We start from the raw sequence: 26,252 nt of genomic DNA on the forward strand, positions 1-26,252 counted from the left end.
GGTACTTGGACCGCAGGGTCCTGGGAGAGTAGGACGTTGCCAAGCACGAGGAAGAGACCTTAGTTTTTAAGGTCTCTTTTTTGCGTCATCCAAGGAATATGGAATCCGGCTGGAGCAGCATGATTTTACTCTGAATTGTGATATAACAGACGGCGACATGCTCCAATTCCATCGTTAAGGTAAGAGGTATCGTTCCATTTTTTAATTAAGTAAGGAAACGGTTGTACTGGCACATAATAACGCTAAAGGATAAAGATGACCGCATTTTGGATAATGAGAGCGTATACTTTATTTATGTTAGTGTACAAGCTTGACACCAAATTTAACGTTCTGATAATATGAGCAATAATAGTTTTGCGGCAAGGACAATCAAAGGAGGAACAAACCAAGTGTGGGATACGAAATTTGCTAAAGAGGGTCTGACGTTTGACGATGTGCTGTTGATTCCGCGTAAGTCTGAAACGCTGCCGAGAGAAGTCGATGTAAGCACCAGATTAAGCGAATACGTGAAACTGAATATTCCTCTAATTAGCGCGGGAATGGATACCGTTACCGAATCCAAACTGGCCATCGCCATTGCCAGAGAAGGCGGGATCGGAATTATTCATAAGAACATGTCCGTGCAGCAGCAGGCAGAAGAAGTGGATCGTGTGAAGCGTTCGGAAAGCGGCGTTATCACGAATCCGTTCTCCTTGACACCAGACCATCATGTATATGATGCAGAATCGCTAATGGGCAAATATCGTATTTCGGGTGTTCCTATTGTAAACGGCGAGAATAAGCTCGTTGGTATTATTACGAACCGTGATATGCGTTTTGTACATGATTACTCCATGAAAATCAGTGAAGTCATGACTCACAAAGAGCTGGTAACTGCCCCAGTCGGCACAACCTTACAACAAGCGGAACATCTTCTTCAAAAGCATAAAATCGAGAAGCTTCCGCTGGTGGATGAACATAACGAGCTGAAAGGCTTAATCACCATTAAAGATATCGAGAAAGCAATCCAATTCCCGAACGCAGCCAAAGACCGGCATGGACGCCTTGTGGTCGGTGCGGCGGTAGGGATCTCCAAAGATACGTTTGAACGTGCGGATGCGTTAGTACAAGCCGGTATCGACGTACTGGTGGTTGACTCCGCACACGGTCATCATATTAACATCCTTAATACGGTTCGTAAGCTGCGTGAAACCTATCCGGAGCTGACTATCATTGCAGGTAACGTAGCCACTGGCGAAGCTACTCGTGATCTAATTGAAGCAGGAGCTTCCGTTGTCAAAGTAGGTATCGGACCAGGTTCGATTTGTACGACCCGTGTTATTGCAGGGATCGGGGTTCCGCAAGTTACCGCGATTTATGACTGTGCTACAGTCGCACGAGAATACAATGTACCGATTATCGCTGATGGCGGCATTAAGTACTCCGGTGATATCGTAAAAGCGATCGCTGCGGGAGCGAGTGCGATTATGATCGGATCGATTTTTGCGGGAACGGAAGAAAGCCCTGGGGAGCAGGAAATTTTCCAAGGACGCCGTTTCAAAGTATACCGCGGAATGGGCTCCATGGGTGCCATGAAAGAAGGCAGCAAGGACCGCTACTTCCAGGAGAACGAGAATAAGCTTGTACCTGAAGGCATCGAAGGACGTGTTCCTTATAAAGGGCCTTTAGCCGACACCATTCATCAGCTGATCGGCGGGCTTCGTTCCGGTATGGGATATTGCGGCACCAAGAGCATTGAGGAACTGAAGAACGATACGCAGTTCACCCGCATTACAGGTGCAGGACTTCGCGAGAGCCATCCGCACGACGTCCAAATTACGAAAGAAGCACCGAACTATTCACTATAATAGAACACATGTTTTGTTCATAGAGACAGGGTAAATTAACTAATTTACCCTGTCTTTTTTTTGCATTATACGGTATGTTACAATAGGACAACAACGACAAAAAGCGACTAGGAGTGTGAGTGATGGGTTACGGCAAGTTCAAGGCACTAATCTATGTTTTATGTTTAACTCTAGTACTGAATGTAATATGGACGGTACTGCCTCAATCGGCGAAGGCGGCTGAGCTGGCACCTTTGCAGCTGGAAGCAAAATCGGCTGTTTTGATGGAGGTTAGCACCGGACAAGTTCTATATAATATGAATGCGGACATTCCTTTACCGCCGGCATCGATGTCCAAAATGATGACAGAATACATCGTGGTGGAACAGATTAAGCAGGGGAAATTGTCCTGGGATCAGCCGGTAAACACTACCGCTAATGCTGCAGCCCAGATCGGTTCCCGTATCTTTTTGGCGGAAGGTGACCAGCATACCGTTAAAGAACTTTACATAGCTATGGCTGTAGGTTCTGCCAATGACGCAACAGTTGCGCTGGCCGAGCATATTTCCGGTACGGAGCAGTCTTTTGTGAAGCTGATGAATGACACTGCGAAGAAAATCGGTTTATCTTCCAAGTCACATTTTATTAATGCAACTGGACTTAGCCGTTCGGACATGCCTGCAGCATTCCGCCCGGAATCGCCCGATAAGGAAACCTTGATGACCGCATTAGACGCGGCTAAGCTGGCTTATCATATCGTAACAAAGCACCCGGAAGCGCTGGAAATTTCCAAGATTCCATCCTATAAATTCAGAGAACGCGATACCAAACCTATGATCAACTATAACTGGATGCTGGAAGGGAACAAAGATAACGAAAACTTCCGCAGATATGTATTTGAGGGCATGGACGGGTTAAAGACAGGCCATACCAACGAAGCCGGGTACTGCTTTACGGGTACGGCTGAACGTAACGGCATGCGCCTTATTAGCGTAGTGATGGGCACGAAGAGCGAACCGAAGCGTTTTATCGAGACGAAGAAAGTAATGGATTACGGTTTTAACAATTTTGAGAAAAAGACGATCATAGCCCAAGGCGCTCAACTCGCTGATGTGAAAACAGTCAAAATTACCAAAGGGAAAGAAAACGAAGTGCCTGTGACAGCGGAGAAAGAAATCACCGTTGTACTGAAAAAAGGCGATACGCCGGACAGCGTCAAGATTGCTGCTGCACCGACCCCTAAAGAGAAATTGGTCGCTCCGATTAAAAAAGGCCAGCAAGTGGGAACAGTAACAGTGACTTATGGAGACACGAAGCAGAACCTGAAGCTTATTGCATCGGAAGACATGAACAAAGCTGGGGGCATGAAACTGTTCTTCCGTGCCATCGGCGATTTCTTCCGGGATTTGTTCTCGGGCATTAAGGATTTGTTTTAGCAGAGAACGTCACATAATTCCAACCAAATGGGTTGTATATTTAGTAGCCTTGCGGTAAAATGACTTCTTATAAGGCTTAGAAATGCAGACCATTTCTACATTTTTATTTATAGATCAGGAGGCTGTTCGGAATATGGAAACAGGTACATCGCGTGTAAAAAGAGGTATGGCTGAAATGCAAAAAGGCGGCGTCATCATGGACGTCATGAATGCTGAACAAGCGAAAATCGCAGAAGCGGCAGGAGCAACAGCAGTAATGGCGCTGGAAAGAGTGCCTTCCGATATTCGTGCGGCCGGCGGCGTAGCCCGTATGGCTGATCCTACGATCTTAGAAGAAGTAATGAAAGTGGTCTCCATTCCAGTTATGGCTAAAGCCAGAATCGGACATATTGTAGAAGCACGCGTCCTGGAAGCACTCGGTGCCGACTACATCGATGAAAGCGAAGTACTGACTCCGGCGGACGAAGTATTCCACATCGACAAGAGAGAATTCACAGTGCCTTTCGTATGCGGCGCTAAAGATATTGGAGAAGCGCTTCGCCGTATTAACGAGGGAGCTGCTATGCTTCGTACTAAAGGCGAGCCGGGAACAGGCAACATCGTGGAAGCAGTACGCCACATGCGCTTGATTCAATCCCAAATCCGCAAAATTCAAGGCCTTTCCAAAGATGAGCTTTATGCTGAAGCTAAGAACCTGGGTGCACCTTTTGATCTGGTCCTATACATCCACGAGAACGGTAAACTGCCGGTTGTAAACTTTGCTGCAGGCGGCGTAGCAACTCCTTCCGATGCTGCTCTTATGATGGAGCTTGGCGCTGACGGCGTATTCGTAGGATCCGGGATTTTCAAATCGGACAACCCTGAGAAATTCGCGCGTGCCATTGTAGAAGCTACAACACATTACAAAGACTATAAGCTGATTGCTGAAGTGTCCAAAAACCTGGGTGCTCCGATGAAAGGGATCGAGATCTCCAAGCTGCACGCTTCCGAGCGTATGCAGGACCGCGGCTGGTAATCAGCTGCCTGCTTTAGGGATACAGGCATAAAGGTGGTATAGCAATGAAGATTGGCGTACTTGCCCTGCAGGGCGCAGTGGCTGAACATATACGAATGATCGAACAGGCGGGTGCCGAAGGCGTTGCAGTGAAGAAGACCGAGCAGCTTGCAGAGCTTGACGGCATTATCATTCCCGGCGGTGAAAGCACAACGATCGGCAAGCTTATGCGGAAGTACGGCTTTTTGGATGCGTTGAAGCAGTTTGCTGCTGAAGGCAAAGGTGTGTTCGGAACCTGCGCAGGACTTATCATTGTTGCTGATCAGATCGCAGGCGGGGATGAGCCCCATTTGCAGTTGATGAATATGACTGTGGCACGGAACGCTTTTGGACGGCAGCGGGAAAGCTTCGAGACGGATTTGCCGGTTAAGGGCATTGATGAGCCGATCCGAGCCGTATTCATTCGCGCACCGCTGATTAGAGCAGTTGGGCCGGAAGTGGAAATTCTTTCGACTTACAATGATGAGATTGTTGCGGCGAAACAAGGAAATGTACTGGCGACTTCCTTTCACCCGGAATTAACGGATGATTACCGGCTGCATTCTTACTTTGCTGATATGATTCGTGCTGCAAGATCATAAGAAGATGCACTTTTCGCCTGGTCGTTCAGGTGGAAAGTGCTTTTTTCATGCAGATATAGTATAGTAATTTCATATTGAAAAAATATCCCGTTCGGGAGGGTTTTCTAGTGTTGGATGTTAAGGTGTTGAGGAATGATTTTGGACGTGTGGAACAGGCGATGGCGAATCGCGGCAAGAAGTTGGACGAGTTGTCCGGCTTTACGCAGCTGGATGCACGCCGCAGGGAACTGCTGCAGGAAAGCGAGCAGCTGAAGAATCGCCGCAATACAGTTTCGCAGGATGTAGCGAGAATGAAGAAATCCGGCGAGAATGCCGACGATCTTATAGTAGAAATGCGTACGGTCTCCGATCGTATTAAGGAATTGGATGATGAAATCCGCGGACTCGAGGAGCAGTTGAGCGAGATCGTCATGGCGATTCCTAATCTGCCTCACGAAAGCGTACCGGTAGGGCATTCGGAAGAAGAAAATGTCGAACTGCGCCGATGGTCGGAACCCGTTGAGTTAGGCTTTGAGCCTAAGGCTCATTGGGAGCTGGCGCAAGCGTTAGGGATTTTGGATTTCGAGGCTGCCGCTAAGGTGACCGGTTCCCGCTTTGTGTTCTACAAAGGGCTGGGGGCGCGGTTGGAGCGTGCACTAATCAATTTTATGATGGATCTGCATGTGGATCAGCACGGGTATGTAGAGATGCTGCCGCCGATGATCGTGAATCGGGACAGCCTGAAGGGTACAGGTCAGCTTCCGAAGTTCGAAGAGGACCTGTTCAAGCTGGAGGGAACAGATTACTATCTGATCCCGACGGCGGAAGTCCCGGTGACGAATTTCCACCGGGAGGATATTTTGTCGGCAGAGGACCTGCCGAAGTATTATGCAGCCTACAGTGCATGCTTCCGCTCGGAGGCCGGTTCGGCCGGCCGCGATACGCGGGGCTTGATCCGGCAGCACCAATTCAACAAAATTGAATTGGTGAAGCTGGTGAAGCCGGAGGATTCCTACGACGAGTTGGAATCGCTGACGGCGAATGCGGAGAAGGTGCTGCAGCTGCTGAAGCTGCCGTACCGTGTGCTTTCGCTTTGCACCGGCGACATCGGCTTCTCGTCGGCGAAGACGTATGATCTCGAAGTATGGCTGCCAAGCGGCGGTACATACCGTGAGATTTCTTCATGCAGTAACTTCGAGGACTTCCAGGCACGCCGCGCGAACATCCGCTTCCGCCGCGATGCCAAGGCTAAACCGGAGTTCGTGCATACGTTGAACGGTTCCGGCCTGGCTGTCGGACGTACGGTTGCTGCGATTCTTGAGAATTATCAGCAGGCCGACGGTTCCGTTGCTATTCCGGAAGTGCTTCAGCCTTATATGAATAATCTGAAGCAGATCAGCTTACAATAGGTTGTACAAGAGCCAGCCGTTCTGATAGGAAGGCGCTGGCTCCCTCCTTCGGGATTTCCCCCGCTTGCGGGGTTCTTGGAGAGGTGGTCGAGTGGTTTAAGGCAGCGGTCTTGAAAACCGCCGTGTCTTTGCGGGCACCGTGGGTTCGAATCCCACCCTCTCCGTATTTACATACTTCAAGGATTCGAACTGGTTTCTTGGGTTCGGCGGAGCTTAAGCTTCGTTAGGGATACTTCGCAGTCTCCACGCAGTGGAGCATCCCACCCTCTCCGTATATACATACTTCAAGGATTCGAACTGGTTTCTTGGGTTCGGCGGAGCTTAAGCTTCGTTAGGGATACTTCGCAGTCTCCACGCAGTGGAGCATCCCACCCTCTCCGTATTACATACCTCAAGGATTCGAACTGGTTTCTTGGGTTCGCCGGAGCTTAAGCTTCGTTAGGGATACTTCGCAGTCTCCACGCAGTGGAGCATCCCACCCTCTCCGTATATACATACTTCAAGGATTCGAACTGGTTTCCTGGGGTCGCCGAAGAATAAGGTAAATTATTTCCGCTACTGGACTCTGAAATCAACGGTTCCGCGATATAGGGGAACTAACTTCCTTTAAAAGGGCTGAAAAGCTGGTTCAGGCGGGGAATTTGTGGATTTAGGTAACCTTTTTTCCCTTAAACGGTAAAATGGCTGAGATATTGTCGGATTAGGGGAACTATTTACCGCTAAACAAAGAAACAGCTCATCTGCTGGTCAAGACCGTCTAGGTCTCCGATAAATAACAGAACGAAAAAATCATAGGACCAAGTCCTATGGTTTTTTGATTTGCCGTCGATAAGACAACAAGATTAGAAGCAGTACGCTGAACATGATGGTAGTGCCGATCCAGTTTGTGGTGAAGATGATTCCCGCAAAGATAGCCAAGAGGGCAACAAAGGCAAGGCCAGTGGTGAACTGTATACCGTGCTGCTTGATATGGGAGAGTACGAGCATGGTCCACACAATCATGACGGTATAGCCAGGAAACACCATTAGGTAGTTGAATGTCTCGCCTTTGGCGAAGAAGGCTATAACGACCCCGACATATAGGAACATGGTGCTGAACAGCAGGGCACGCACTGGAACCCCGGCAGGGGAGAGCTTGGTGAGAAACCGGGGAGCGTTTCCTTTTAGAGCTTGATCGTAAAGAGACCGGCTAGAAGAGTACATGCCCGTATTTGCCGCGGAGAGGACCGCCGTAAGCAATACAAAATTCATTATGCCATCCACATAGGGGATGCCTGCTTCCGTGAACACCGTGACAAACGGGCTTTGGGTCTGTTCGGCTAACCTGTTCCAAGGCACCAGACTTATGATAATAAAGATCGGCAGGATATAGAAAAGAAGAATCCGCATGATGATGCTTCGCGTAGCCTTGGGAATAGTGGTTTGCGGGTTCTCCGTCTCGCCCAAGGTCATGCCGATCATTTCGATGCCTCCGAAGCTGAACATAACGACTAGCATAGCTGAAACCATACCCATAAAACCGTGCGGAAACAATCCGCCGTGAGCCGTCAGGTTGTCCTGTACTTCCTGCAAAGAGGATTGTGTGCCAAGTACGATAAAACCGATAATAACAAACAGCACTAACGTGATAATTTTAATCCCGGCCAGCCAATATTCCGTTTCCCCAAACATATTGACATGAAGCAGGTTTATCAAAGTAATCACGATAGAACACAGCAAAGCAAGGACCCACAAAGGAACATTAGGGAACCAGAACGACAGGAAGAACGAAGCCGCCGCCATCTCCGCCGCCATGACCAGTACCCAGTTGAGCCAGTAAACCCACCCTACTGTATATCCAGCCGCTTTGCCTAAAGAAGGCTCAATCAACTCCCTCAGATTCCGTGCCGTTCCATGCCGGATCACCAGCTCAGCCAAACATCGCATCACCACAAACAGAAGAAGTCCGCCGGCTAAATAGGTGAGTAATACCGACGGCCCGGCTAACTCTATAGAGGAACTGGAACCTTGAAAAATGCCGGCTCCGATCGTCCCGCCTAACGTCATCATCAAAATATGACGGGGTTTTAAATTACGCTTCATTTCACTCATGATGCTGCTCCTCATCTTGTCTTCTGACAACCATAGTTTGCTCCAAACGAACTATTATTTTACCATACCGAGAGGCTGAAGGTCACGAAGGAGGATATTGACAAATGCGGCCCGAAAGTGGCGTTCCTCCCATCGAATGTGCTACACTCAGTCTCAAGACCGATTATAACGTAACAGTGTTATGTTACGATAAACAATGTAAAACAGGAAGGAGCCAAGGTAATGGAGGAGAACCTTATTTCCAAAAAGGATCTGCTTGAACTGACCGGGATTTCCTATGGACAGTTGTATCGCTGGAAGAGAAAGCAGCTGATTCCCGAAGAGTGGTTTATACGCAAATCCACGTTTACGGGGCAGGAGACATTTTTCCCGAAGGATCTGATTTTGGCCCGCATAGACCGGATTGTTCACATGAAAGATGATTTGTCTCTGGATGAACTGGCTGGGAAACTTTCCCCTCTGCCGATGGACATTCGGTTTACCCGGGAAGAACTTGAATCCCGCTATATTGTATCGCCGATGGTCCTATCCCGCTATATGCCTGCGAATGCAGCGCGCAGTCAGGAGGAACCTTTGTCATTCGAACAGGGGCTGTACCTTTACGTAGTGGATCGTCTGCTGCAGACTGGTGAAATGGGATTAGACGAAGGAGCTCTTTTGCTAACTACGCTCCAAGACCATTACATGAAGTTTGAGGGACGGAAATGCGAACTTATTTTTGCTAGAAAAATGGGGGTGTCTTTCTTCAATCTGATTTCGGTCCCGGGGGAGTGGCATTATGATTCTCAAGTTAAAGTCATCGCGCGGGTGCCCATGTCGGAATGGGTAGAGGCATTCAAAATGAAATTATACTAAGGAGGGTGCACCTGTGGATGGTAACGAGCTGAAGATCAATGGGATCGGCAAAGCCGGAGGCGGGGAGTATTCCAAAGTCCATATGGAAGGCATCGGAGATGTAGAGGGGGATTTATCCTGCAATACCTGCTATATCAATGGGGTTGCCAATATCGATGGGTCAGTGAAAGCAGACCATTTTAAAGCAAACGGAAAACTCAAAATTAAGGGACATCTGCATGCAGAACAGGTGGAGTTTGACGGACAAATGACGGTGGAAGGCTCCATGAGTGCAGCCGTTTCCCGCTTGAATGGTTTAGTGAAAATAAGAGGTGATTGTGAAGCGGAAACGTTTCATGGAGCAGGAGGCTTTGTCGTTGGGGGGCTATTGAATGCGGACCTGATTGAAATTGAACTCTATGGGCGCTCGAAAGCAAAAGAGATTGGCGGTACCCGGGTACATGTCATTAAGACGAATAAGTCGGACTGGAGCCAGCTGTTTTCTTGGGCGGTCCCCTCTCTGAAAAGCGTGCTGGAAGCCAATGTCATAGAAGCGGATGAAATTTATCTGGAGAAAACGAAGGCAGGAACTGTAAGAGGCAACAACGTGGAGCTGGGCGCGGGTTGCATTGTAGAGACTGTTGAATACCGGGGCGAACTAAAGGTTCACTCCACAGCGAAAGTGGGAAAAAAAGTTAAAGTTTGATTGCGTAAAACTTTAGGTAGATTTATCCTGAGAAAGGAGTAAACTAATGAATGCTGAGACTTCTCGTGATCTAAAAATAACAGGCAACGGTTCTACCTCCGGAGGTCGTTTCCGTCATGTAACGATTACGGGGGAAGGGGATATCCACGGAGCGCTCCATTGCGAGCAATTCAAATGTACGGGTAGAGCTTCCATTCAAGGGTCCGTAGAATCTACTATATGTAAGGTAAATGGAGAAGTGCGTGTGGAAGGTTCCTGGCGGGGTAAAGAATTGCATTTTCTGGGACAGTTTTATGCAAAGTCAGGAATTCAGGGAGATCGTCTGAAATTCCGCGGGGATATTCAAACCGGCGGCTCCTGTGAAGCCGAGACCATCTCGTGGAAGGGCGGAGGACGGATTAAGGGGATGCTGAATGCGGAAGAGATCCGCATAAGCCTATACGGCCCCTGCCAAGCTAAGGAAATCGGCGGTTCTCGTATCGATGTCCGAAAGAATACATTATCCGCGCTGAAAGACTGGCTGCATCCTTCAGGCAAGCCGGAACTTCAGGCAGATCTTATAGAAGGCGACGAACTGTATCTGGAATATACTCAGGCGAAGATCGTCCGTGGAAGCCGGGTTACAATAGGTAATGGCTGCAGCATCAACACTGTAGAGTACAAAGAGAGTCTGAAGGTCCATGCCCAGGCTGTCGTGGAGGTAAGAAGAAAGGTGTAAAGCGGCCCCGCCTCTCAAACAGGATGGAAACCGTTAATTTTATTAGATAAAAAAGGAGTGGAACCGTAAGTTATGACGGCTCAAAGTGTAAAACCGCGCAACAACTTAGGAATTGTACTGGCAGGTTTGCTGCTGGGGATTCTAATGGCCTCGATGGATAATACCATTGTGGCTACAGCCATGGGTACCATCGTTGGAGAATTAGGAGGGTTGGATAAATTCGTCTGGGTTACCTCCGCTTACATGGTAGCTGAGATGGCAGGGATGCCGATCTTCGGTAAATTGTCCGATATGTACGGACGCAAACGTTTTTTTGTATTTGGTATTCTAGTTTTTATGCTAGGGTCGATGTTATGCGGCACGGCCAGCTCCATCACGGAGCTTAGCGTGTACCGTGCTATCCAGGGAATTGGCGCAGGGGCGCTGGTCCCGATTGCTTTTACCATTATGTTCGACACTGTCCCACCGGAGCAGCGCGGTAAGTTAGGCGGTTTATTTGGGGCGGTATTCGGCATGTCCAGTATATTCGGCCCGCTGTTAGGCGCCTACATTACGGACTACATCAACTGGAAATGGGTATTTTACATTAATCTTCCTCTGGGCATTATTGCCTTTGTGTTTATTGCTTTCTTTTATAAAGAATCCCCTGTTCATTCCAAGCAAAAGATTGACTACTTAGGCGCGGTTTCCTTAGTAGGCGCTATAGTGTGCCTAATGTTCGCTCTTGAGCTGGGCGGGAAAGAGTATGCTTGGGACTCCGGGCAAATTATCGGATTATTCGCAGGCTTTGCCGTATTAACGGTGTTCTTTATCATAGTTGAAACCAAAGTAGAAGAGCCGATTATAACTTTCGGGATGTTTAAAAACCGCCTCTATGCTTCCAGCAACCTGATCGCAATTTTTAGCGGTGCCGCCTTTATTACAGCCTCGGTATATATCCCGATCTTCATCCAAGGGGTACTGGGAGGTAAGGCAACCAACTCCGGTCTCGTGCTTCTTCCTATGATGCTTGGATCTGTCGTAACAGCTACGACGGGCGGTGCGCTGTTGACGAAAATAAAGTACCGTACCATTATGATTCCTACTCTGGTGCTTCTGGTTATCGGGGTTGGCTTGCTTACAACAATTACGCCGGATACCTCACGGTTGATGATTACGATTTATATGATCCTGATCGGACTGGGTATTGGAGCCTCGTTCTCCGTACTTAGCAACGCAGCGATTCATACGTTCTCTGCAAGACAGCGCGGATCGGCCAGCGCTACGTTGAACTTCCTGCGTTCCCTTGGTATGACGCTGGGGATCACCATTTTCGGAATTATGCAAAGTCATATGCTGACGAAGAAGCTTTCGGACGCATTTGCCGGAGCTGGAGGCGCTCAAGCTCCCGAAGGAGTAGATCTTGCGGATCCTCGAGCTTTACTGAACCCTGAAGCACGCGCAGGGATCCCTTCGCAGGTGCTGGACAGCATCACGAATGCCTTGTCCTCTTCGATCGCACAGACTTTTGCTTGGGCTTTGATTCCAGCCGTGCTGGCTTTGGGCGCTTCGTTCATCATGAGCGGGGAGAAGCTGGATCCGGCTGCGCACAGTGAGGAATTCACCGCTTCCCACTAATCCAAATACACACAGGCCTCTCTACCTTGGTAGAGGGGCTTTTGTGTTGTTAACGAAGATACGAATAAAAAGGATCGGGAAATCGCATTTTATAACAAGTGGAGGTGGAATAATGAAGCCTGAGAAGGACCAATTGAAAGTAAATCAGGATGAACTGGTTGATGCCTGGAATGAGACGCTGCCGAGCATTTTGAACGGATCCGATAAAGCGCTGGTGCAGGGAGATGCGGCCGATCCAAACTCGCTGCGCGTGGCTATCCAGACAGCGGGCCGAACGAATTACAGCTTCGATTTCAAAGTGACCTATGCCGATTCACGAGAAATCGATACCCAGTTAGTCGATGTAGAAGCAGATGGTATTCACGTTGATGAGCATACGGACATCATTCAAGGGTTGGCCCATGACTATGTACGCCATATGCGGGAATGCGCGCAGAATCTTCAAGAGATCACTCATTACTAGGAGGCGATAGCTGCATGAAGCCCAAAGTTCAATCCGTTACCAGCCCCGAGGAAAAAAGACGCCAATCGAACCGCGAGGATTTTATCGATCACCGTCCTGAACCGCTGTCCGGTTCCAAAACGGTGAAGAACCGCAATCATTCCCGCAACAATCATGGGGAAGGAAGTTAAGCGAGGAAGCTAAAAAACCCTTCTCTTGGCGGAGAAGGGTTTTTGCTATGGGTTGCATCCGGCTAGAGCATATCCTCTTCCTGATCGTTAATCAGTGAGAGAATGACATGATCCTCCCAACGGCCGTTGATGCGGATATATTTGCGGGCAATGCCTTCCCGCTCGAAGCCGGCACGGGCCAGCACAGCCAGGGACGCTTCATTCCAAGGCATTACGCCGGCCTGAATCCGGTGAAGCCGCAAAGACTGAAAGCCAAAGGCCGTGATGAGCGAGACGGCTTGGGTCATATAGCCTTTTCCTGTATGTTCCTGATCCAGAAAATAGCCAAGGTCGGCATATTGGCCCACGCCCCTCACCACGTTGGAGAGTGCTGCGCGGCCGATCAGCGTATCGTTCTCTTTAAGAAAGAGGCCAAACGCATATCCCCGGTCGAGCTCCCAGTCTTCCACCCCTTTATTAAGGGCATCTCGCTGGCCCTCCAGCGTATAGAACGATTCCGGCCGAATCGGTTCATAGAGCTGCAGAAATTGTCTGTTCTGAACGCGCAGATCCAGCATCATATCAGCATCGTCCGGAGTTAACTGCCGTAAATAGATAGTTTCGCTTAAAAGGATCAAGCAGGTCCAGCCTCCTTCGAACGGCGGGTTAACCACTCAGGCAGAACAATGCCGGTAAGAATGACAGCGACCCCCACCCACTGCCAGCCTGAAACTGTCTCACTGAGCACAAGCCAGGACATGAGAACGGCAACAGGGAGCTCAGCAGCGCTAAGGATGGAGGCTAAGGATCCTCCTATTCGGGGCACACCTATCGTAAACAGCAGGGTGGGGATGACCGGACCGAAGAAACCAAGCAGAAACCCCCAAAGCGAAAGTCGTCCGAATAAGGAGCCGTCCGCAAGAAAGTCCGGTGGAAAGATCAGAAAAGTGATGATCAGGGAGCCCACCGAGATGACAAGGCTTCGTTGGATAAAAGGAAGTTCCGCCGGCGCCTTGCCGCTCAAAACTATAAAGAAGGCATAAGAAAGGGCAGAGAGAAGCCCAAGCACGACCCCCGTCCATGTAATTCCCTCCAGAGCCCCCTGCGTCCCCAGGATACCTCCCGCGAGGATGGTACCGCCAAACAGCAGTACCAGGGATATCCATTGGCTGCGGTCCGGTTTCCGGCGAGCCAGAAAGGCTTCCATGAGAACTCCCATCCAGGTGAATTGAAACAGCAGGACAATCGCGATAGATGCGGGTATCGTCTGTAATGCGCTATAATAAAATATTCCCGTAAGCCCAACTGTAATGCCCACCAGCAGAAGGAAGGCCGTTTGGCGCAGGGTCATCCGGCTTTTGCCGGTAAAGGGATACACAACCGCAAACAACAGCAGGCCGAACAGCATTTGAGAGCCGGATACCTGGTTCACAGTATATCCGTCCGCATAAGCGAGTTTAACGAAAGTGGATAACACGCCGAAGCTGCAGGCGCCCAAAAAAACATAAATGGAATAACGCATAAATAGTACTAACCTCCAAGGATAAGTAGAGCGGATTGAAAAGCTGTTTATATTATGTCATTCTACACTGAGAAGAATGTCGGACGAACGGAGGGGATATTGATGATCCGAACCATTGCTTTCACCAGCGACGGCAGGATGGTCCAGGATGTGCCGCTGGAACAGCTGGATCAAGAAGACTTTTCATGGTACTGGGTGGATTATTCTTCGCCTACGCCAGAGGAACGGGAAACGCTGAGCAGCCATTTTCATTTCCATCCTTTGGCGGTGGAGGATTGTATGCACTTTTTGCAGCGTCCTAAGCTGGATCATTACGGGCCCGTACACTTTCTTGTGCTGCACTCCATGAACGAGCAGACTTTGGAAGTGGATGAGCTGGATTTGTTCTTACACAAAAAGTTTGTAGTCAGCTTTCATCTGAACCCCAGCCATGAGGTGGAACAGGTTCGGGACAAATATCTGAATCAGCCCGCGCTATGGCCTCAGGGGCCCCTTCATGCCGTCTATATGGTGATGGATAAACTCGTTGACCGGTATTTCCCAAGTGTCCACCGGATCGAAGATGATTTGAACGATATCGAATTCCGTTCCGGATCTCAGCTGAACGACATCATGGACCAGGTGTTCTCGCTTCGCTCAGAGCTGCTGCAACTCCGTAGAACCATCATTCCCATGCGGGATCTGATGTACCGGGTTCTGAATTCGCAGCGGATCGAGGGACTGCCGGATAAGGCTGTGTTCTTTCATGATGTTTACGATCATCTGCTCAAGCTGTCCGAAATGGTAGAAGCCAACCGGGAGCTTACCGCCGATCTAAGGGACAACTACCTGTCCGTCAGCTCCAACCGGATGAACAATATAATGAAAACATTGACGGTGATCACGACCATTTTCATGCCGCTTACGTTCATCGCCGGCGTGTACGGCATGAATTTTCAACGGATGCCCGAGCTGACCTCCACATATGGATATCCCGTTATCCTTATTGTGATGCTTGTGCTGGGACTTAGCATGTATGCCTGGTTTCGGCGGAAAGGCTGGTTTGATTAAGGCAGAACCCGGTACATGAAAGCATCAGCAAAAGAACAGCCCGCACCCTGCATAGGGGCGGGCTGTTCTTTATATGTCAGGCACATCTAAACATCCCCGACCGGAATTGAACCGATATCTACCCTTTAGGACTAAATAACATGAAGCACAAACCCTTTATATTTAAAGATTTATAAAAACCTTATTTAATTGTTGGGGACAAATTGGGGACATTCTTTTATTATACGTTAATTAAACGTTTAATACATAAAAACACTAAAAGTGGTTATAAATATATATATATGGTTATAATAGTTCGTTTTTGGACAAATAACCCATTAATAATTATTGCTTGACTTACCACAACTGTATATAATAAAAACCAAGGATATACTACGTTCGGAGGATTTTTATGTATATTAAATCAGCAACTTTTAATTCAGTCTTCCCAAAAATATTAAATTTAAGGAAACGAGCAATTGAAATTGAGGATCAATTATCTCCTCACTTTTCATCTATTAATGTTTTGCCGATTCCTGATGAAGCACCAGAAGTTATTCCTAGACTGACCACAACTTCACATAATGGTCATTCAATATTAGAGATCTCAATGACAAATGCACAAATCACTACAGAGTATGATACCGCCTTTATGCATGATCCTTCAAAATGCTTGGACTACATATATAAACGTGTTTTTCAGGTTACCCAAGTATTAGAGTCCTACATGGTGGATAAGTCCTTTTTCTCGGGATTAAAATTGCAAGTATATTTTGATGAGTTCGATGGCAAGGCTATTGAATTAATTAAAGAGAAGTTTCTGAATTATAAGTCAAATAAAGATCCGCATGATATAGAATACAAAATAACATATGCATTAAATAATACACATTATGCTAATTTCACTTTTTCAAACGCTAGGGTTTATGAAGGAGTCATTCCCACCGGCATTTCTACTCCAATTATGTCTGAACTAGAGGAAACTTCACATATGTTGAGTTTAAGTTTAGATGTTAACAATAGGTATGCTTTTAATCATATAAAAGAGTATCGCTCAGATTCAAGGCAAGTAGAAGAAATATTCTCTATTACAAGAGATATTATAGAAAATAAAGTTCAGAAAATAATAATGGAAGGTGTGATCGAATTATGACAATGGTAGATCATGGTAAACAGAATTCTTCTTTTGCCACTAAAGCCGCATTAACATTTGCAGCTGTTTCTACACTTGGTGTATATTCTGTTCATTCAGTTCCTTCCTTTCAAAAAGTAAGTTTTATTGAGGAAACAGGTACTCCGGGAATAGTATCTTACAAAAAACTCAGTTGGATAGAAGAAGCCCAATCGTTGTTTCCTGTGGTTAGGGACTTTACTAAAGAAGAATCGGAAGCGTATGAAGCTTCACTAGATAGTCTATTCACATCAACAGGAAATAACTTCTTTGACTATGTTAAATGAGTTTATAAATTTTGTTGAAGAATTATTCCCATCAATAAAACCTTACACTAAAGAAAATGTAAAACAGGCAATAAAGCAGTTTCAATCTAGTGGTAAAACACAAAAATTCTGCAAAGCACAACCATTTCCTTTTCTTTCACAAGGTGACATCGTAGAATCGCTTCCTTTCCTTAGATTTACTGAAAATGGGGAAGAAAAAAGGTATGTAACGAAAGGGATGCTCCTGTCAAACACATGTGACGCTGAAAATGATAAAGAAATATTATTTGCTCCGCTCTTACCAATAAAGGATCTAAAAGTGGATGAATTGGCAGTTAAGAATAATATGAACTATAGGCTCTTATATATTCCTGATGCTGATTTGACAGATTATGTGGTAGATTTGAGTTTAATCAACTCTTATTCTAAACGTTTGATTACGCATGGAATATCTGAAGGAATACTTAAGAAGACACTTTCGCTTAATAGTTATGGCTATTATTTATTTCTTACTAAATTAACTATCCACTTATTACGTCCAGAAAATGAAGAAGTTAGAGAAGAACGAATACAGGCAAGTTAAAAGTTAAAGGGACTTTATCTCCTGAGATAAAGTCCCTTATTTATTTTTTCGGCCAGGGAGTAAATTGTTAAGTTTGCTGGCTACCTCTCTATCGGCCGATCTTAGAGCATGACCGTAAATATTCATAGTTGTCGAGATACTTGAATGACCTAAACGTGAAGAGATTAACTTTGCATGCACACCTTGGCTGATTAATAGTGAAGCAGAAGTATGACGAAGATCATGGAATCGGATATGTCTCAGTTTATGTCTCAACAGGAACCTTCTAAACCATAAGTAAGGAGCTTTATGGTGATAAGGCTCTCCATCGTGTTTGGAAAAAACAAAATAGCGATTTTCACCTTTCCATCTATCCCCCAGGACATTCTTTGCTTTTTCGTTTACCTGCTTGAAAAATTTGAGTTCTTCGATCATAGATTCAGGAAGGCTTAGTATCCTTCTTGATTGTTTGGTCTTAGGTTCACTTAGTATTGGTTGTCCATCCAACGCATTACCGGATAATGTTTGTCTTACCTCCAGAAGTCCATTTTCTAAATCGATATGATGCCATTCAAGGCCAAGAAGTTCTCCACGACGTAGCCCCGTAGTTAGTGCTAGTGCGATCATAACTCTCCATTGGGGAGGCTCATTCTCTAGTGCAGCGAAAAGTCTCTCGATTTCGTCTTCATTATAGATTTCAAACTCTTTATAGTTTACTTTTGGTTTCTTTATGCCTGCAGCTGGACTCTCTTTTATTAATTTCCACTCTGCAGCACGAGAGAATACATTCTTGAGTATCCTTAGAATGAAAGCAACCGTTCCAGAACTTATTGTACCTTCATGTCCAAGTCCCTCTCTTGGACTATCTGTAATACTTGATATTAAATTAACGATATGAATTGGTTTTATCTCATCGATCCGTTTATGGCCTAGAACCGGTAATATCCGTTTATTTAAATAAGCCATATAAGCTGTTAATGTTGAAGGGCTAAGTGTCTTTATTGCGTATTTATTCTTCCACTCAATAACGAATGAGCTGAATGACATTTTCTCTGGTGATACATACTCACCGGCCTCAACTTCAATCTTGAATTTTGCTAACTCCATATCAAGGAAATCCTTCAATTTTCGAGTTGTTCTCAAAAGGGCTTCATCTTCAATTTTTATTGTTTTTGAGCGCTTTATTCTCTTACCGTTAGGATCATAGCCTGCTTCAACTACAAACCGCCAACTATTCTTTCCTCGCTTTTCTATAGATGCCACGTATCATTCCTCCCATGGATAAATAGCTCGTGCTTCCATCTGTAGTATCTCTTCTAAATCTGCCATTTGGATAATAAGCATTTCAATCTTTTCGCATATCAATTGGCTTCCATAATTCTTAAAAAGCTCTTCTTGAATTGACTTAATATCTATACCAAAGGACCCTGGACGCTCAGGATGTATGACTAGTTTGTCTAAAGTTATGGAAAGATTGATTGTGTCCATCTCAAAATCCTCTGCCCTATGTTGTGTGAATGGGGACTCAACGGGAACATAGATTATATTTCTCTCCCACGGCACACCTAAACGCCCAAATTTTATTACCATCCATTGTGGGACAAGAGGACCATCAAAATATTCGTAATATACAGACATAGTAGCCATTAGACAATCTCCCTAGTTTTGGCAAGTTGTTTCTCCAATTGGTTGAGGATCCTCATTGTTTCTGGTGAGTAACCAAAATGGAGTTGTATAGTCTTCGACTGTATACGGAGTTGCCGATCTTGCTTAGCCTGGTATATTCGACGTTGAATTTGCTCAACGCGCTTTACAATAAATGCTGTAGGCAAAAGGAACTCTTCTGACAACACTTTTATATATGCAGAATATGAAGTAATGCCATTAAACTCCTCAAGCATATAGGCGGGAATGGCTGCGTACATCTGCAACTGGGCCGCCTGATTTTCTTGTAATTGCTTGAATAATTCAGGCAGTTCTCGTTGATTACCTACATGCTTCAAGGGATGACATAATTCATGAAAGAAAACCTCCCTTCTTTGCTCGGTACAGAGATATGAATTTAAGAAAATAAAAGAGTAATCGTCAGCCCATTTTGCACAGGATGGTCCAGTATAATATTGCAGATTAATTCCGAAAATGTCGCAGATCCTCTCTAGATCTAGATCACTAGCGTAGTTAATGCCATTCTTTTGATATACGTTGCTGATCCATTGCTCTAATTGGGTCGGTTTATAATACTTTAAGTTCATTGCGATACCCCCAAGATGTGGATAAATAAGTATATAAGTAGAGAAAAAGCAAACACATGTTCTATATAAATTTAAAAATAATAGCCCTTAATAGGGCCATATTTAGTTGCCTTCATTACCTTTTTTCTTGCCTTTACGATAAGCATCTATGGCTGCATTAGCTGCAGCTTCCGCTATTTCTTTTTCCTCTTCGGTTAAGTCGCTTCCACCACCGTAAAAAGCAAATCCCTTATTTTCATCATGTGCCTGATCGCGTCCAAGAAGATAGTCCAAGGAGACATTAAATAAATCCGCAAGTTTTTGTAATGTCTCATAATCCGGTTCTCTTTTGCCACTTTCGTAGTTTCCATATGCTTGCCGTGTTATTCCTAAACGATCGGCCATGTCTTGGTGTGTTAGCTTTTTATTGGTTCTTAATATTGATAGGCGATCAGCAAACACATTTACCACTCTTTCTAGCTAGTCATTTATAGATAATTATAACGCAACTATTTGTTGCTAAAAAGGAAGGAAACAAAATGTTGCATAAATCTGTTGACAGAAACAAACTGTTGCGTATAATTATAGTATATAGAAACAAAACGTTGCTATGTGGAGGTGGTGAGATTGAAAAGAGATTGGTTAAGCAGCTACAGAGATCAAGCAGGAATGACCCATGAAGAGGTAGCAATTAAAGCAAATATCAAGCGGCAATACTACAGCATGATTGAGAATGGGAACCGTAACCCAAGTGTTGATGTTGCTAAAAGAATTGGGATGGTCCTAAACTTTAACTGGATTATTTTTTTTGACAACAAAGGAAACAAAATGTTTCCTATTGCTATTTCATCGAATGTATAAGGAGGCAAAAATAATGACAGAAGTAGAAATTCGCCAGTTGATCCGGAATGAACTAAAAATTGCACCTGCAACAATGGATGTTTCTGAGGCTGCTACTTATACCGGCATTTGTGTAGATACCCTATACACCATGGCAAGGGAAAAACAAATCCCTCACATTCGCCTTAGGGGGCGAGTATTTTTTCGCAAAGAGTCAATTGATAACTGGTTTTCTCAGCTAGAGAAAGAAAGTGTTCAAATGCAACTAGCTTAAGGCATTATCCAGCAATTAGCGACTATGAGAAATAACAGGAGGTACTCCATTCATGAAAACTGTAATCAGGATACCTAACCATTTAACCCAGGATCGTTATTGGGGTGCTTTGCTTATGCTTTTCTCTAAGCAGCCTCGACTTCAGATGTATTTCACTCCGAGATACTTCGACCTTGAGGAAGGAATAGTAGATTATCATGCTCTCACGAAAATTGCTAAGCCGTGGTCATCTTCAGAGAGATTCCTGCTGCAATTGGCATTACATCTTTTTAATGAGCGTTATAAAGTCAATCTGTCGGATATGGACTACCTAGATCCTACAAATAAACAGTTAGCACTAAACGCAATTAGGCACCGATTTCAGATCCGTTAATTCAATCATAAATTCGGATTGAAAGTATATCAATTCCAATTTGGAATATGGAGGTGAGTAACATTGACGACCGGTGCTCTACTTAAGACTTTCCGAGAGCGCGCAGGAATCAGTCAGGAGAAACTTGCTGCTTTACTACATAGAACTCAAAGCTGTATCAGCAAGTTCGAGAAGAATCAGAAGGTGCTCGATATTCAAACATTTGTAAATTGGACGAAAGTGACTGGAAACGCCGAAGCTGGAATTGCTTTTCTATATGGAGTAGATCCTGCCTCGATCATCGATTCTGTTCAAACTGTGTTGCAAGCGGTAGGTGTAGCTTAAATGAGGAGGTTCTTTATGTGTAGGGACAAATTGGCTAAGGAAGCATTAAAAGCGGCCAAGCATGCAAAGCACAATTTGAAATGGCTTAAGAAGTACCCTGAAAGGTATGACCAGAATAAACGCAATCAGCTGGAAGATTACTTAAACATGTTAATCAAGTTTGCAAAACTGGAAACGAAAAATGCCCGCCAATTAAAGCGGACATCAGGGAAAAAGAAAATAGCCACCGGCCAGGGTGACTACTTAGAAAAAGACTTATCAAAAAACTCTACAAACAGTATAGCTCCCTTGGAATCGGAAAGCAAGGGAGGTGAATATCATGCCGTTTAAGATTCAAGTTGACGAATGTGCGAATGATTGCTGCCAAAAGCCTCTATTCAAAGGGCAGAGCGTATGGCGAATCGGACCGGATCTATACTGCTCAGGAAGGTGTTTTAAAAAAGCTCTAGGATCATTATCGGGTGTCTCCCGGTCCTGACATTTAATAAGGGGATGTTAGTATGTCAGTTGATAGTTACCCTTTTGATACATATTCCGGGCTGCTGGAACCGAAGCATTACAAGCAGATAGGAAAGTCTCTGTGGCTGTTTCTTTGGTGTATCAGCTCAACAACCAAGGATGTGGAGAAAGATGGGGTGACTTGGGGCGTTGTACGTGGAAATCAACCGATGAAGCTATCCGAACTAGGGAAAGTATTCTCCGTTGATGATAAGACCGTAAGCAGATGGCTTGAGTCTCTTGAGAAGCATGACTATATCAAGGTGACTCGCGCTCCATATGGTCTGATCATCACTGTTAAAAACTCCAAGAAATTTCAAAGGAAGAGAACGGACAAATTTGCCCGGACTGACGATTTTGATCAGACAAAAATGTCTGAACTCATAGGAGTAGAGCAGACAAGAATGTCCGATCTCACGGACAAAAGTGTCCGATCTAATAAAGATATAACAGGGTTAAACAAAGATGTTGATGTAGTTGATGCCGCAAAGCTTGCGAATGTGATTGAACGATATTTCATACATCGACGTGGCAAGGGATTCCAAGTCAGTGTGAAGGACCAGGCTGAAATAAGGCAGATGATCCAAGACGGAATCCCTGAGGATGTAATTAAGACTGGTATTGATAAGAGTTTTGCTGAGTATGTGCCGAAACATAAGCGTGATGAAATACGAAGCTTTAATTATTGCGTCCCTCGCTGCTATGACGAGTGGACAAGGATACAGACGGAACAATCCATAACTCCACTGGTGCCGTACGGGGGAGTCGCTCTTGGACCCCGCAGCATCCGTGGGAAAAGCAAGCACCAACAGCAGTTGGACGAGTTGGACAAGCTCATCGAGGAGGAGAAGCATCGTGAAAAAATCGGAAGTAATGGAGCTCTTTAAAACTATTAAACAAGCCTATAACAACTTTGATACTGGCCTGAGCAAGATGGACTTGTGGGCGGAGTTCCTGAAAGATGTGCCTGCGGATTTGGCTCAAGAAAACTTGCTTAAGCATATTGCTGTCGAGAAGTTTCCGCCTACCATTGCCGATCTCTCCCGATCATTCAAGAGCGATCCAAGCAGTGCGTTTCATGTGGAATTACGCATCTCATCAAAGCAACACTTTGACCAAGTAGAAGAGTGGAGGAAGACGGCAGTTCCACCACCAGCACATGTGAAAGAAAGGATGAGACAGCTTGCCGAAGGATGGAGCAAAGCAAGGAATTCTTGAGATCGACTTAACGGAATTGCCGCGGAACGTTGAAGCAGAGCAGGCAGTGCTAGGAGCAGCCATTATTGATCCGGAGGCACTGGAAAGTATGCTGGACGAGCTTCGTGGGGATGAATTTTACCACGAAGCACATGCACGGCTATACAGAGCCATGAAATCTCTTAATGACGAGGGAAACCCAGTTGACATTGTATCCCTAGGTACCAGGCTTACAGAAAGGGAAGAACTGGACGCGGTAGGCGGTTTAGGATACATGACACGACTTGCCTCCTCAGTGCCTTCCTCCTCCGAAGGATCGATGTCTTATTATACCAAAGCAGTTACGGATGCCTTCATCCATCGAGCTGCCATTATGGAAATGGCCGATAGATTGCTGACTGCGAAGAACACACATAGTACAGATGCCATTTTGATGAGTATGCAGGAAACAGGCGTTGCACTCGCTGACAGAAAGGCAAGCAAACGAGAATTCAGAACAATCGATGATATCTGCAAAGAAAACTTCGAGCAGCTTGAATCCAGGTACACAAACAGGAGTAATGGGGAAGCAACGGGGATCCCGTCCGGATACGTTGATCTGGATCGGATGACATGCGGATTCCAAAATTCTGACCTAATAATCATAGCCGCAAGGCCATCAGTTGGTAAAACAGCTTTCGCTTTAAATATTGCTCAAAATGTAGGAATCCGAGCAAAGAAGTCCGTTGCGGTATTCAGTCTTGAAATGAGTGCCAGCCAACTGGTGCAAAGGATGATAGCCGCCGAGGGCAATATAGATGCTTCTCGATTACGCACAGGGCTTCTTGAACCAGATGATTGGGAAAAAGTAACCATGTCAATGGGTGCCCTTAGTGATGCGAAATTATTTATCGATGATACGCCAGCCATTAACGTCATTGAAATTCGCAACAAATGCCGAAGGTTGAAGAAAGAGCAAGGATTGGACATGATTCTGATCGACTATCTACAGCTCATTTCAGGGACAGGACGCCGTGAAAACAGGCAGCAGGAAGTTTCCGAGATTTCAAGGACACTTAAGCAGCTGGCCCGTGAGCTAGAAGTGCCGGTTATCGCATTGTCCCAACTGAGCAGGGGAGTAGAGCAGCGTCAGGACAAACGACCGATGATGTCAGATCTTCGAGAGTCAGGGTCTATCGAGCAGGATGCTGATATAGTCGCTTTCCTTTACCGGGATGATTATTACAATGCAGAATCAGAAAAGAAAAACGTCATTGAAATTATCCTGTCAAAGCAGCGGAATGGGCCGGTTGGAACAGTGGAGCTCATATTCCTTAAAAATTACAACAAATTCGTGTCACTTGATCGCTCTCATCAAGAGATCGCATACGGTAAGTCGAGCGCCCCAATACCGGACATGCATAGAAAGAGGTAATCCAAGCAATGGAAGACAAGGTATCCACACTTGAGGAATTAATTCTCTCCGTGAAAGAAGAAAGCATTATCTTCGTTAAAGGAAGGCAATTTGTAGTAAGCCCAGCGACAGAGAGTGATATTGCAAGGGTGAACAGTGGAATTATTCTTATGGACTAAGGGGGATCTTCAATGAATGCCATTCAACGCAGAAAAATATTTCAGAACGTGAAAGGCATGACACATGAACAATTTTGGTCTTGGATGAATTGGGTTCATACTCAAGCTTACTGGAAAGGTCAGAAACACTTAGTAGAAGCTATGGAGTGTACATCAGGCATAAGTGCAGCTAAAGTAGCAGCAGTTCAAGAGAAGGCTAAAGAAATTCGTGAAACTTGGGATGGCATGCATGAGATTAGTGTAGAGCAAAGCATTGACGAGTTGACACAGGAACATTTGTCACTTGGTCTTAAAAAGGAGGGCTAGTAGACAATGGATCGGCGTGAGATGAGAATTTTAGCCGGGATGATTATAGATGAGAACTGTAGAGGTTGCTCCTATAAAAAGCAGTATATGAAAAAACAAACTAATAGGGTTACATCTGAACTAGACAAGCATTGTAATACTGTTTGCCAAGCCGGAATTAAGCTGGTTGCCTTGGGCAAGGAGATAAACAAACCTCGGAATGATCAAAGGAAGAAACGAAGCCTTCATCTGCTTGCAATGGAGGAATCCTGCCTGGAGGAGAGTGAAGTGTTTGTATAGTTCGGAAGAGCATGCTATTCAAGTTAAAAACCTGCAGCAGATGGATCGGGAACAAATCTTGGCGACTAAGATTAGACAACTCGTTGCAGGAGTGAGGAATGGCGAATTAAGTGTGGGTTATGTTACACGATACACCAGCATTTCAGAAGAACAACTATCCGAATGGATGGAGATGATCCAATGAGGCCAGTATCTAAGAAACACAAGGCTTGGTTTAATCTTATTGACAGAAGATATCAGGCAGGTAGGCCAGTAACTCAGGCGGGGGTACATTTATCAATCCTCAAGGGTCTTGTAAATAGAGGTTATGTTGAACAGTTTAACCAGGTATTCTACCGGCCAACAGAAAAAGGCATATCAGCTTTTAGTTTCAAAGGAGACTATGTGGTGCTTAAGGGCCGTGTATCAAAATGAATATTGAGGAACATGGGGAGGGCTTATATGAAGCGGGAAGCCTTTTATAGCGGGTCCAGTCATGCAGTAATTGCCAGCAAACCACAAATGCTTGAACATGCTGCCGAAATGCAGAATATACTTGGCAACGACATCAAGGTCATTGCTGTGAACAAGTTATATAGACACAGTTGCATATGCCGGATTGAAGGAAGATTTCATCATTATTCGGTCTATGAAAACAAAGTTGTTCGAGAGCATCAGTTCCAGGGGAGTTGGGAAGAAGTTCCTAACTATGTAAGGATGGAAGAGCTAGAAGCTGGACAAATGGAATTATTTTAAATCTTGAGGAAACCTGGGGGAAATAGGGTATGAAAAACGGGAAAACACTCACGTTGAAACAAAAGCAAACTATTCAGGGTTGTGGATTAAATGTAGATAACTGGCTTGTTTATAAGGCAGTAGGAACTCAGCTACACCTTGTACATCGTTTAACCGGCACAAAGAGAGTAATACCTGCGGTATAGGAGCTGCTGAACATGGCAAAAAAGC

Annotated in this window: 37 protein-coding genes and 1 tRNA gene; 31 read left to right on the forward strand and 7 right to left on the reverse strand. The window is 45.4% G+C overall.

The window, feature by feature from the left end; translation table 11 throughout:
• Nucleotides 1-389 precede the first annotated feature (389 nt).
• From guaB to ACFSUF_RS18710, 6 genes are all read left to right on the forward strand, one after another.
• On the forward strand, nt 390-1,847 hold the full coding sequence (guaB, locus tag ACFSUF_RS18685; RefSeq protein ID WP_377605317.1) for an IMP dehydrogenase: 1,458 nt from the start codon (nt 390-392) through the stop codon (nt 1,845-1,847).
• 122 nt (nt 1,848-1,969) lie between these two features.
• Nucleotides 1,970-3,262: a D-alanyl-D-alanine carboxypeptidase family protein gene (locus tag ACFSUF_RS18690; RefSeq protein ID WP_377605319.1), complete on the forward strand. Its 1,293-nt coding sequence runs from the start codon at nt 1,970-1,972 to the stop codon at nt 3,260-3,262.
• A 133-nt stretch (nt 3,263-3,395) separates the two neighbouring features.
• On the forward strand, nt 3,396-4,277 hold the full coding sequence (gene pdxS / locus ACFSUF_RS18695) for a pyridoxal 5'-phosphate synthase lyase subunit PdxS (protein ID WP_377605321.1): 882 nt from the start codon (nt 3,396-3,398) through the stop codon (nt 4,275-4,277).
• A 44-nt stretch (nt 4,278-4,321) separates the two neighbouring features.
• Entirely contained in the window at nt 4,322-4,897 is a 576-nt protein-coding gene (pdxT, locus tag ACFSUF_RS18700) for a pyridoxal 5'-phosphate synthase glutaminase subunit PdxT (RefSeq protein WP_377605324.1), read from the forward strand.
• A 107-nt stretch (nt 4,898-5,004) separates the two neighbouring features.
• Nucleotides 5,005-6,285: a serine--tRNA ligase gene (serS, locus tag ACFSUF_RS18705; RefSeq protein ID WP_377605327.1), complete on the forward strand. Its 1,281-nt coding sequence runs from the start codon at nt 5,005-5,007 to the stop codon at nt 6,283-6,285.
• Nucleotides 6,286-6,362: 77 nt separating this feature from the next.
• Nucleotides 6,363-6,449 (forward strand) — tRNA-Ser (locus ACFSUF_RS18710).
• Nucleotides 6,450-7,089: 640 nt separating this feature from the next.
• Here ACFSUF_RS18710 and ACFSUF_RS18715 read toward each other — a convergent pair.
• Nucleotides 7,090-8,376, reverse strand: a complete 1,287-nt coding sequence (locus ACFSUF_RS18715; RefSeq protein WP_377605329.1) for an amino acid permease — start codon at nt 8,374-8,376, stop codon at nt 7,090-7,092.
• Nucleotides 8,377-8,598: 222 nt separating this feature from the next.
• Between ACFSUF_RS18715 and ACFSUF_RS18720 the strand changes: the two genes are divergently transcribed.
• The 6 genes from ACFSUF_RS18720 to ACFSUF_RS18745 all read left to right on the forward strand — a co-directional run bounded on the left by ACFSUF_RS18720 (nt 8,599) and on the right by ACFSUF_RS18745 (nt 12,884).
• Nucleotides 8,599-9,231 carry a YhbD family protein gene (locus ACFSUF_RS18720; protein WP_377605331.1) on the forward strand — a complete coding sequence of 211 codons (633 nt, stop codon included), beginning with the start codon at nt 8,599-8,601 and terminating at the stop codon, nt 9,229-9,231.
• Nucleotides 9,232-9,244: 13 nt separating this feature from the next.
• Nucleotides 9,245-9,916 carry a polymer-forming cytoskeletal protein gene (locus tag ACFSUF_RS18725; RefSeq protein WP_377605334.1) on the forward strand — a complete coding sequence of 224 codons (672 nt, stop codon included), beginning with the start codon at nt 9,245-9,247 and terminating at the stop codon, nt 9,914-9,916.
• A 46-nt stretch (nt 9,917-9,962) separates the two neighbouring features.
• Nucleotides 9,963-10,634: a hypothetical protein gene (locus tag ACFSUF_RS18730; RefSeq protein WP_377605336.1), complete on the forward strand. Its 672-nt coding sequence runs from the start codon at nt 9,963-9,965 to the stop codon at nt 10,632-10,634.
• A gap of 72 nt (nt 10,635-10,706) precedes the next feature.
• Nucleotides 10,707-12,251 carry an MDR family MFS transporter gene (locus ACFSUF_RS18735; protein ID WP_377605338.1) on the forward strand — a complete coding sequence of 515 codons (1,545 nt, stop codon included), beginning with the start codon at nt 10,707-10,709 and terminating at the stop codon, nt 12,249-12,251.
• A gap of 112 nt (nt 12,252-12,363) precedes the next feature.
• Entirely contained in the window at nt 12,364-12,714 is a 351-nt protein-coding gene (locus ACFSUF_RS18740) for a hypothetical protein (RefSeq protein WP_377605341.1), read from the forward strand.
• Nucleotides 12,715-12,728: 14 nt separating this feature from the next.
• Nucleotides 12,729-12,884: a small acid-soluble spore protein P gene (locus ACFSUF_RS18745; RefSeq protein WP_377605343.1), complete on the forward strand. Its 156-nt coding sequence runs from the start codon at nt 12,729-12,731 to the stop codon at nt 12,882-12,884.
• A gap of 62 nt (nt 12,885-12,946) precedes the next feature.
• On the opposite strand, the gene ACFSUF_RS18750 is transcribed toward ACFSUF_RS18745, so the two are convergent.
• Both ACFSUF_RS18750 and ACFSUF_RS18755 read right to left on the reverse strand, forming a co-directional pair.
• Entirely contained in the window at nt 12,947-13,501 is a 555-nt protein-coding gene (locus tag ACFSUF_RS18750; protein WP_377605345.1) for a GNAT family N-acetyltransferase, read from the reverse strand.
• Nucleotides 13,498-14,385, reverse strand: a complete 888-nt coding sequence (locus ACFSUF_RS18755; protein WP_377605347.1) for an EamA family transporter — start codon at nt 14,383-14,385, stop codon at nt 13,498-13,500. Before ACFSUF_RS18755 ends, ACFSUF_RS18750 begins: the two co-directional genes overlap by 4 nt.
• Before the next feature lie 102 nt (nt 14,386-14,487).
• On the opposite strand from ACFSUF_RS18755, the gene corA reads away from it, so the two are divergent.
• The 4 genes from corA to ACFSUF_RS18775 all read left to right on the forward strand — a co-directional run bounded on the left by corA (nt 14,488) and on the right by ACFSUF_RS18775 (nt 17,434).
• Complete coding sequence (gene corA, locus ACFSUF_RS18760; protein ID WP_377605349.1) at nt 14,488-15,435, forward strand: magnesium/cobalt transporter CorA; 948 nt, start codon at nt 14,488-14,490, stop codon at nt 15,433-15,435.
• Between the two features lie 391 nt (nt 15,436-15,826).
• A complete protein-coding gene (locus ACFSUF_RS18765; RefSeq protein WP_377605351.1) occupies nt 15,827-16,567 on the forward strand; it encodes a hypothetical protein in 741 nt (246 codons plus the stop codon).
• Nucleotides 16,564-16,872 carry a hypothetical protein gene (locus tag ACFSUF_RS18770; protein WP_377605353.1) on the forward strand — a complete coding sequence of 103 codons (309 nt, stop codon included), beginning with the start codon at nt 16,564-16,566 and terminating at the stop codon, nt 16,870-16,872. The genes ACFSUF_RS18765 and ACFSUF_RS18770 overlap by 4 nt, the downstream gene beginning before the upstream one ends.
• On the forward strand, nt 16,856-17,434 hold the full coding sequence (locus ACFSUF_RS18775) for a hypothetical protein (protein WP_377605356.1): 579 nt from the start codon (nt 16,856-16,858) through the stop codon (nt 17,432-17,434). The genes ACFSUF_RS18770 and ACFSUF_RS18775 overlap by 17 nt, the downstream gene beginning before the upstream one ends.
• A 36-nt stretch (nt 17,435-17,470) precedes the next feature.
• Here ACFSUF_RS18775 and ACFSUF_RS18780 read toward each other — a convergent pair whose 3' ends face one another.
• The 4 genes from ACFSUF_RS18780 to ACFSUF_RS18795 form a co-directional block, all read right to left on the reverse strand.
• On the reverse strand, nt 17,471-18,676 hold the full coding sequence (locus tag ACFSUF_RS18780) for a tyrosine-type recombinase/integrase (protein WP_377605358.1): 1,206 nt from the start codon (nt 18,674-18,676) through the stop codon (nt 17,471-17,473).
• 3 nt (nt 18,677-18,679) lie between these two features.
• Nucleotides 18,680-19,060 carry a hypothetical protein gene (locus ACFSUF_RS18785; RefSeq protein WP_377605360.1) on the reverse strand — a complete coding sequence of 127 codons (381 nt, stop codon included), beginning with the start codon at nt 19,058-19,060 and terminating at the stop codon, nt 18,680-18,682.
• Entirely contained in the window at nt 19,060-19,665 is a 606-nt protein-coding gene (locus ACFSUF_RS18790) for an ImmA/IrrE family metallo-endopeptidase (RefSeq protein WP_377605362.1), read from the reverse strand. The genes ACFSUF_RS18785 and ACFSUF_RS18790 overlap by 1 nt, the downstream gene beginning before the upstream one ends.
• 102 nt (nt 19,666-19,767) lie before the next feature.
• A complete protein-coding gene (locus tag ACFSUF_RS18795; RefSeq protein WP_377605364.1) occupies nt 19,768-20,106 on the reverse strand; it encodes a helix-turn-helix domain-containing protein in 339 nt (112 codons plus the stop codon).
• Nucleotides 20,107-20,271: 165 nt separating this feature from the next.
• Here ACFSUF_RS18795 and ACFSUF_RS18800 point away from each other — a divergent pair, with 165 nt between their 5' ends.
• From ACFSUF_RS18800 to ACFSUF_RS18870, 15 genes are all read left to right on the forward strand, one after another.
• Nucleotides 20,272-20,505: a helix-turn-helix domain-containing protein gene (locus tag ACFSUF_RS18800; protein ID WP_377605366.1), complete on the forward strand. Its 234-nt coding sequence runs from the start codon at nt 20,272-20,274 to the stop codon at nt 20,503-20,505.
• 13 nt (nt 20,506-20,518) lie between these two features.
• Nucleotides 20,519-20,758 carry a helix-turn-helix domain-containing protein gene (locus ACFSUF_RS18805; RefSeq protein WP_377605367.1) on the forward strand — a complete coding sequence of 80 codons (240 nt, stop codon included), beginning with the start codon at nt 20,519-20,521 and terminating at the stop codon, nt 20,756-20,758.
• A 52-nt stretch (nt 20,759-20,810) separates the two neighbouring features.
• On the forward strand, nt 20,811-21,131 hold the full coding sequence (locus ACFSUF_RS18810; protein ID WP_377605369.1) for a hypothetical protein: 321 nt from the start codon (nt 20,811-20,813) through the stop codon (nt 21,129-21,131).
• A 63-nt stretch (nt 21,132-21,194) separates the two neighbouring features.
• On the forward strand, nt 21,195-21,455 hold the full coding sequence (locus ACFSUF_RS18815) for a helix-turn-helix domain-containing protein (RefSeq protein ID WP_377605371.1): 261 nt from the start codon (nt 21,195-21,197) through the stop codon (nt 21,453-21,455).
• 15 nt (nt 21,456-21,470) lie between these two features.
• Nucleotides 21,471-21,785, forward strand: a complete 315-nt coding sequence (locus tag ACFSUF_RS18820) for a hypothetical protein (RefSeq protein ID WP_377605373.1) — start codon at nt 21,471-21,473, stop codon at nt 21,783-21,785.
• Between the two features lie 170 nt (nt 21,786-21,955).
• On the forward strand, nt 21,956-22,840 hold the full coding sequence (locus ACFSUF_RS18825) for a hypothetical protein (RefSeq protein WP_377605375.1): 885 nt from the start codon (nt 21,956-21,958) through the stop codon (nt 22,838-22,840).
• Nucleotides 22,809-23,171, forward strand: a complete 363-nt coding sequence (locus ACFSUF_RS18830; protein ID WP_377605377.1) for a replicative helicase loader/inhibitor — start codon at nt 22,809-22,811, stop codon at nt 23,169-23,171. Before ACFSUF_RS18825 ends, ACFSUF_RS18830 begins: the two co-directional genes overlap by 32 nt.
• The gene (gene dnaB, locus ACFSUF_RS18835; protein WP_377605379.1) at nt 23,137-24,564 is read left to right on the forward strand and encodes a replicative DNA helicase; all 1,428 of its coding nucleotides are present in this window, start codon (nt 23,137-23,139) and stop codon (nt 24,562-24,564) included. Before ACFSUF_RS18830 ends, dnaB begins: the two co-directional genes overlap by 35 nt.
• Nucleotides 24,565-24,572: 8 nt before the next feature.
• On the forward strand, nt 24,573-24,722 hold the full coding sequence (locus ACFSUF_RS18840) for a hypothetical protein (protein ID WP_377605381.1): 150 nt from the start codon (nt 24,573-24,575) through the stop codon (nt 24,720-24,722).
• 12 nt (nt 24,723-24,734) lie between these two features.
• Entirely contained in the window at nt 24,735-25,028 is a 294-nt protein-coding gene (locus tag ACFSUF_RS18845; protein ID WP_377605383.1) for a hypothetical protein, read from the forward strand.
• Between the two features lie 6 nt (nt 25,029-25,034).
• The gene (locus tag ACFSUF_RS18850; RefSeq protein WP_377605385.1) at nt 25,035-25,307 is read left to right on the forward strand and encodes a hypothetical protein; all 273 of its coding nucleotides are present in this window, start codon (nt 25,035-25,037) and stop codon (nt 25,305-25,307) included.
• Nucleotides 25,300-25,491 carry a hypothetical protein gene (locus tag ACFSUF_RS18855; protein ID WP_377605387.1) on the forward strand — a complete coding sequence of 64 codons (192 nt, stop codon included), beginning with the start codon at nt 25,300-25,302 and terminating at the stop codon, nt 25,489-25,491. Before ACFSUF_RS18850 ends, ACFSUF_RS18855 begins: the two co-directional genes overlap by 8 nt.
• Nucleotides 25,488-25,721 (forward strand): hypothetical protein, encoded by a 234-nt coding sequence (locus tag ACFSUF_RS18860; RefSeq protein WP_377605389.1) that lies wholly within the window; start codon nt 25,488-25,490, stop codon nt 25,719-25,721. Before ACFSUF_RS18855 ends, ACFSUF_RS18860 begins: the two co-directional genes overlap by 4 nt.
• Nucleotides 25,722-25,748: 27 nt before the next feature.
• Nucleotides 25,749-26,042, forward strand: coding sequence for a hypothetical protein (locus tag ACFSUF_RS18865; protein WP_377605391.1), 294 nt, complete (start codon nt 25,749-25,751; stop codon nt 26,040-26,042).
• Between the two features lie 29 nt (nt 26,043-26,071).
• Nucleotides 26,072-26,227, forward strand: coding sequence for a DUF6906 family protein (locus ACFSUF_RS18870; protein ID WP_377605392.1), 156 nt, complete (start codon nt 26,072-26,074; stop codon nt 26,225-26,227).
• The last annotated feature ends 25 nt before the right edge of the window (nt 26,228-26,252 follow it).

It is taken from the genome of Paenibacillus gansuensis (genome assembly GCF_042684925.1).
Lineage (GTDB): Bacteria > Bacillota > Bacilli > Paenibacillales > DY6 > Paenibacillus_N > Paenibacillus_N gansuensis.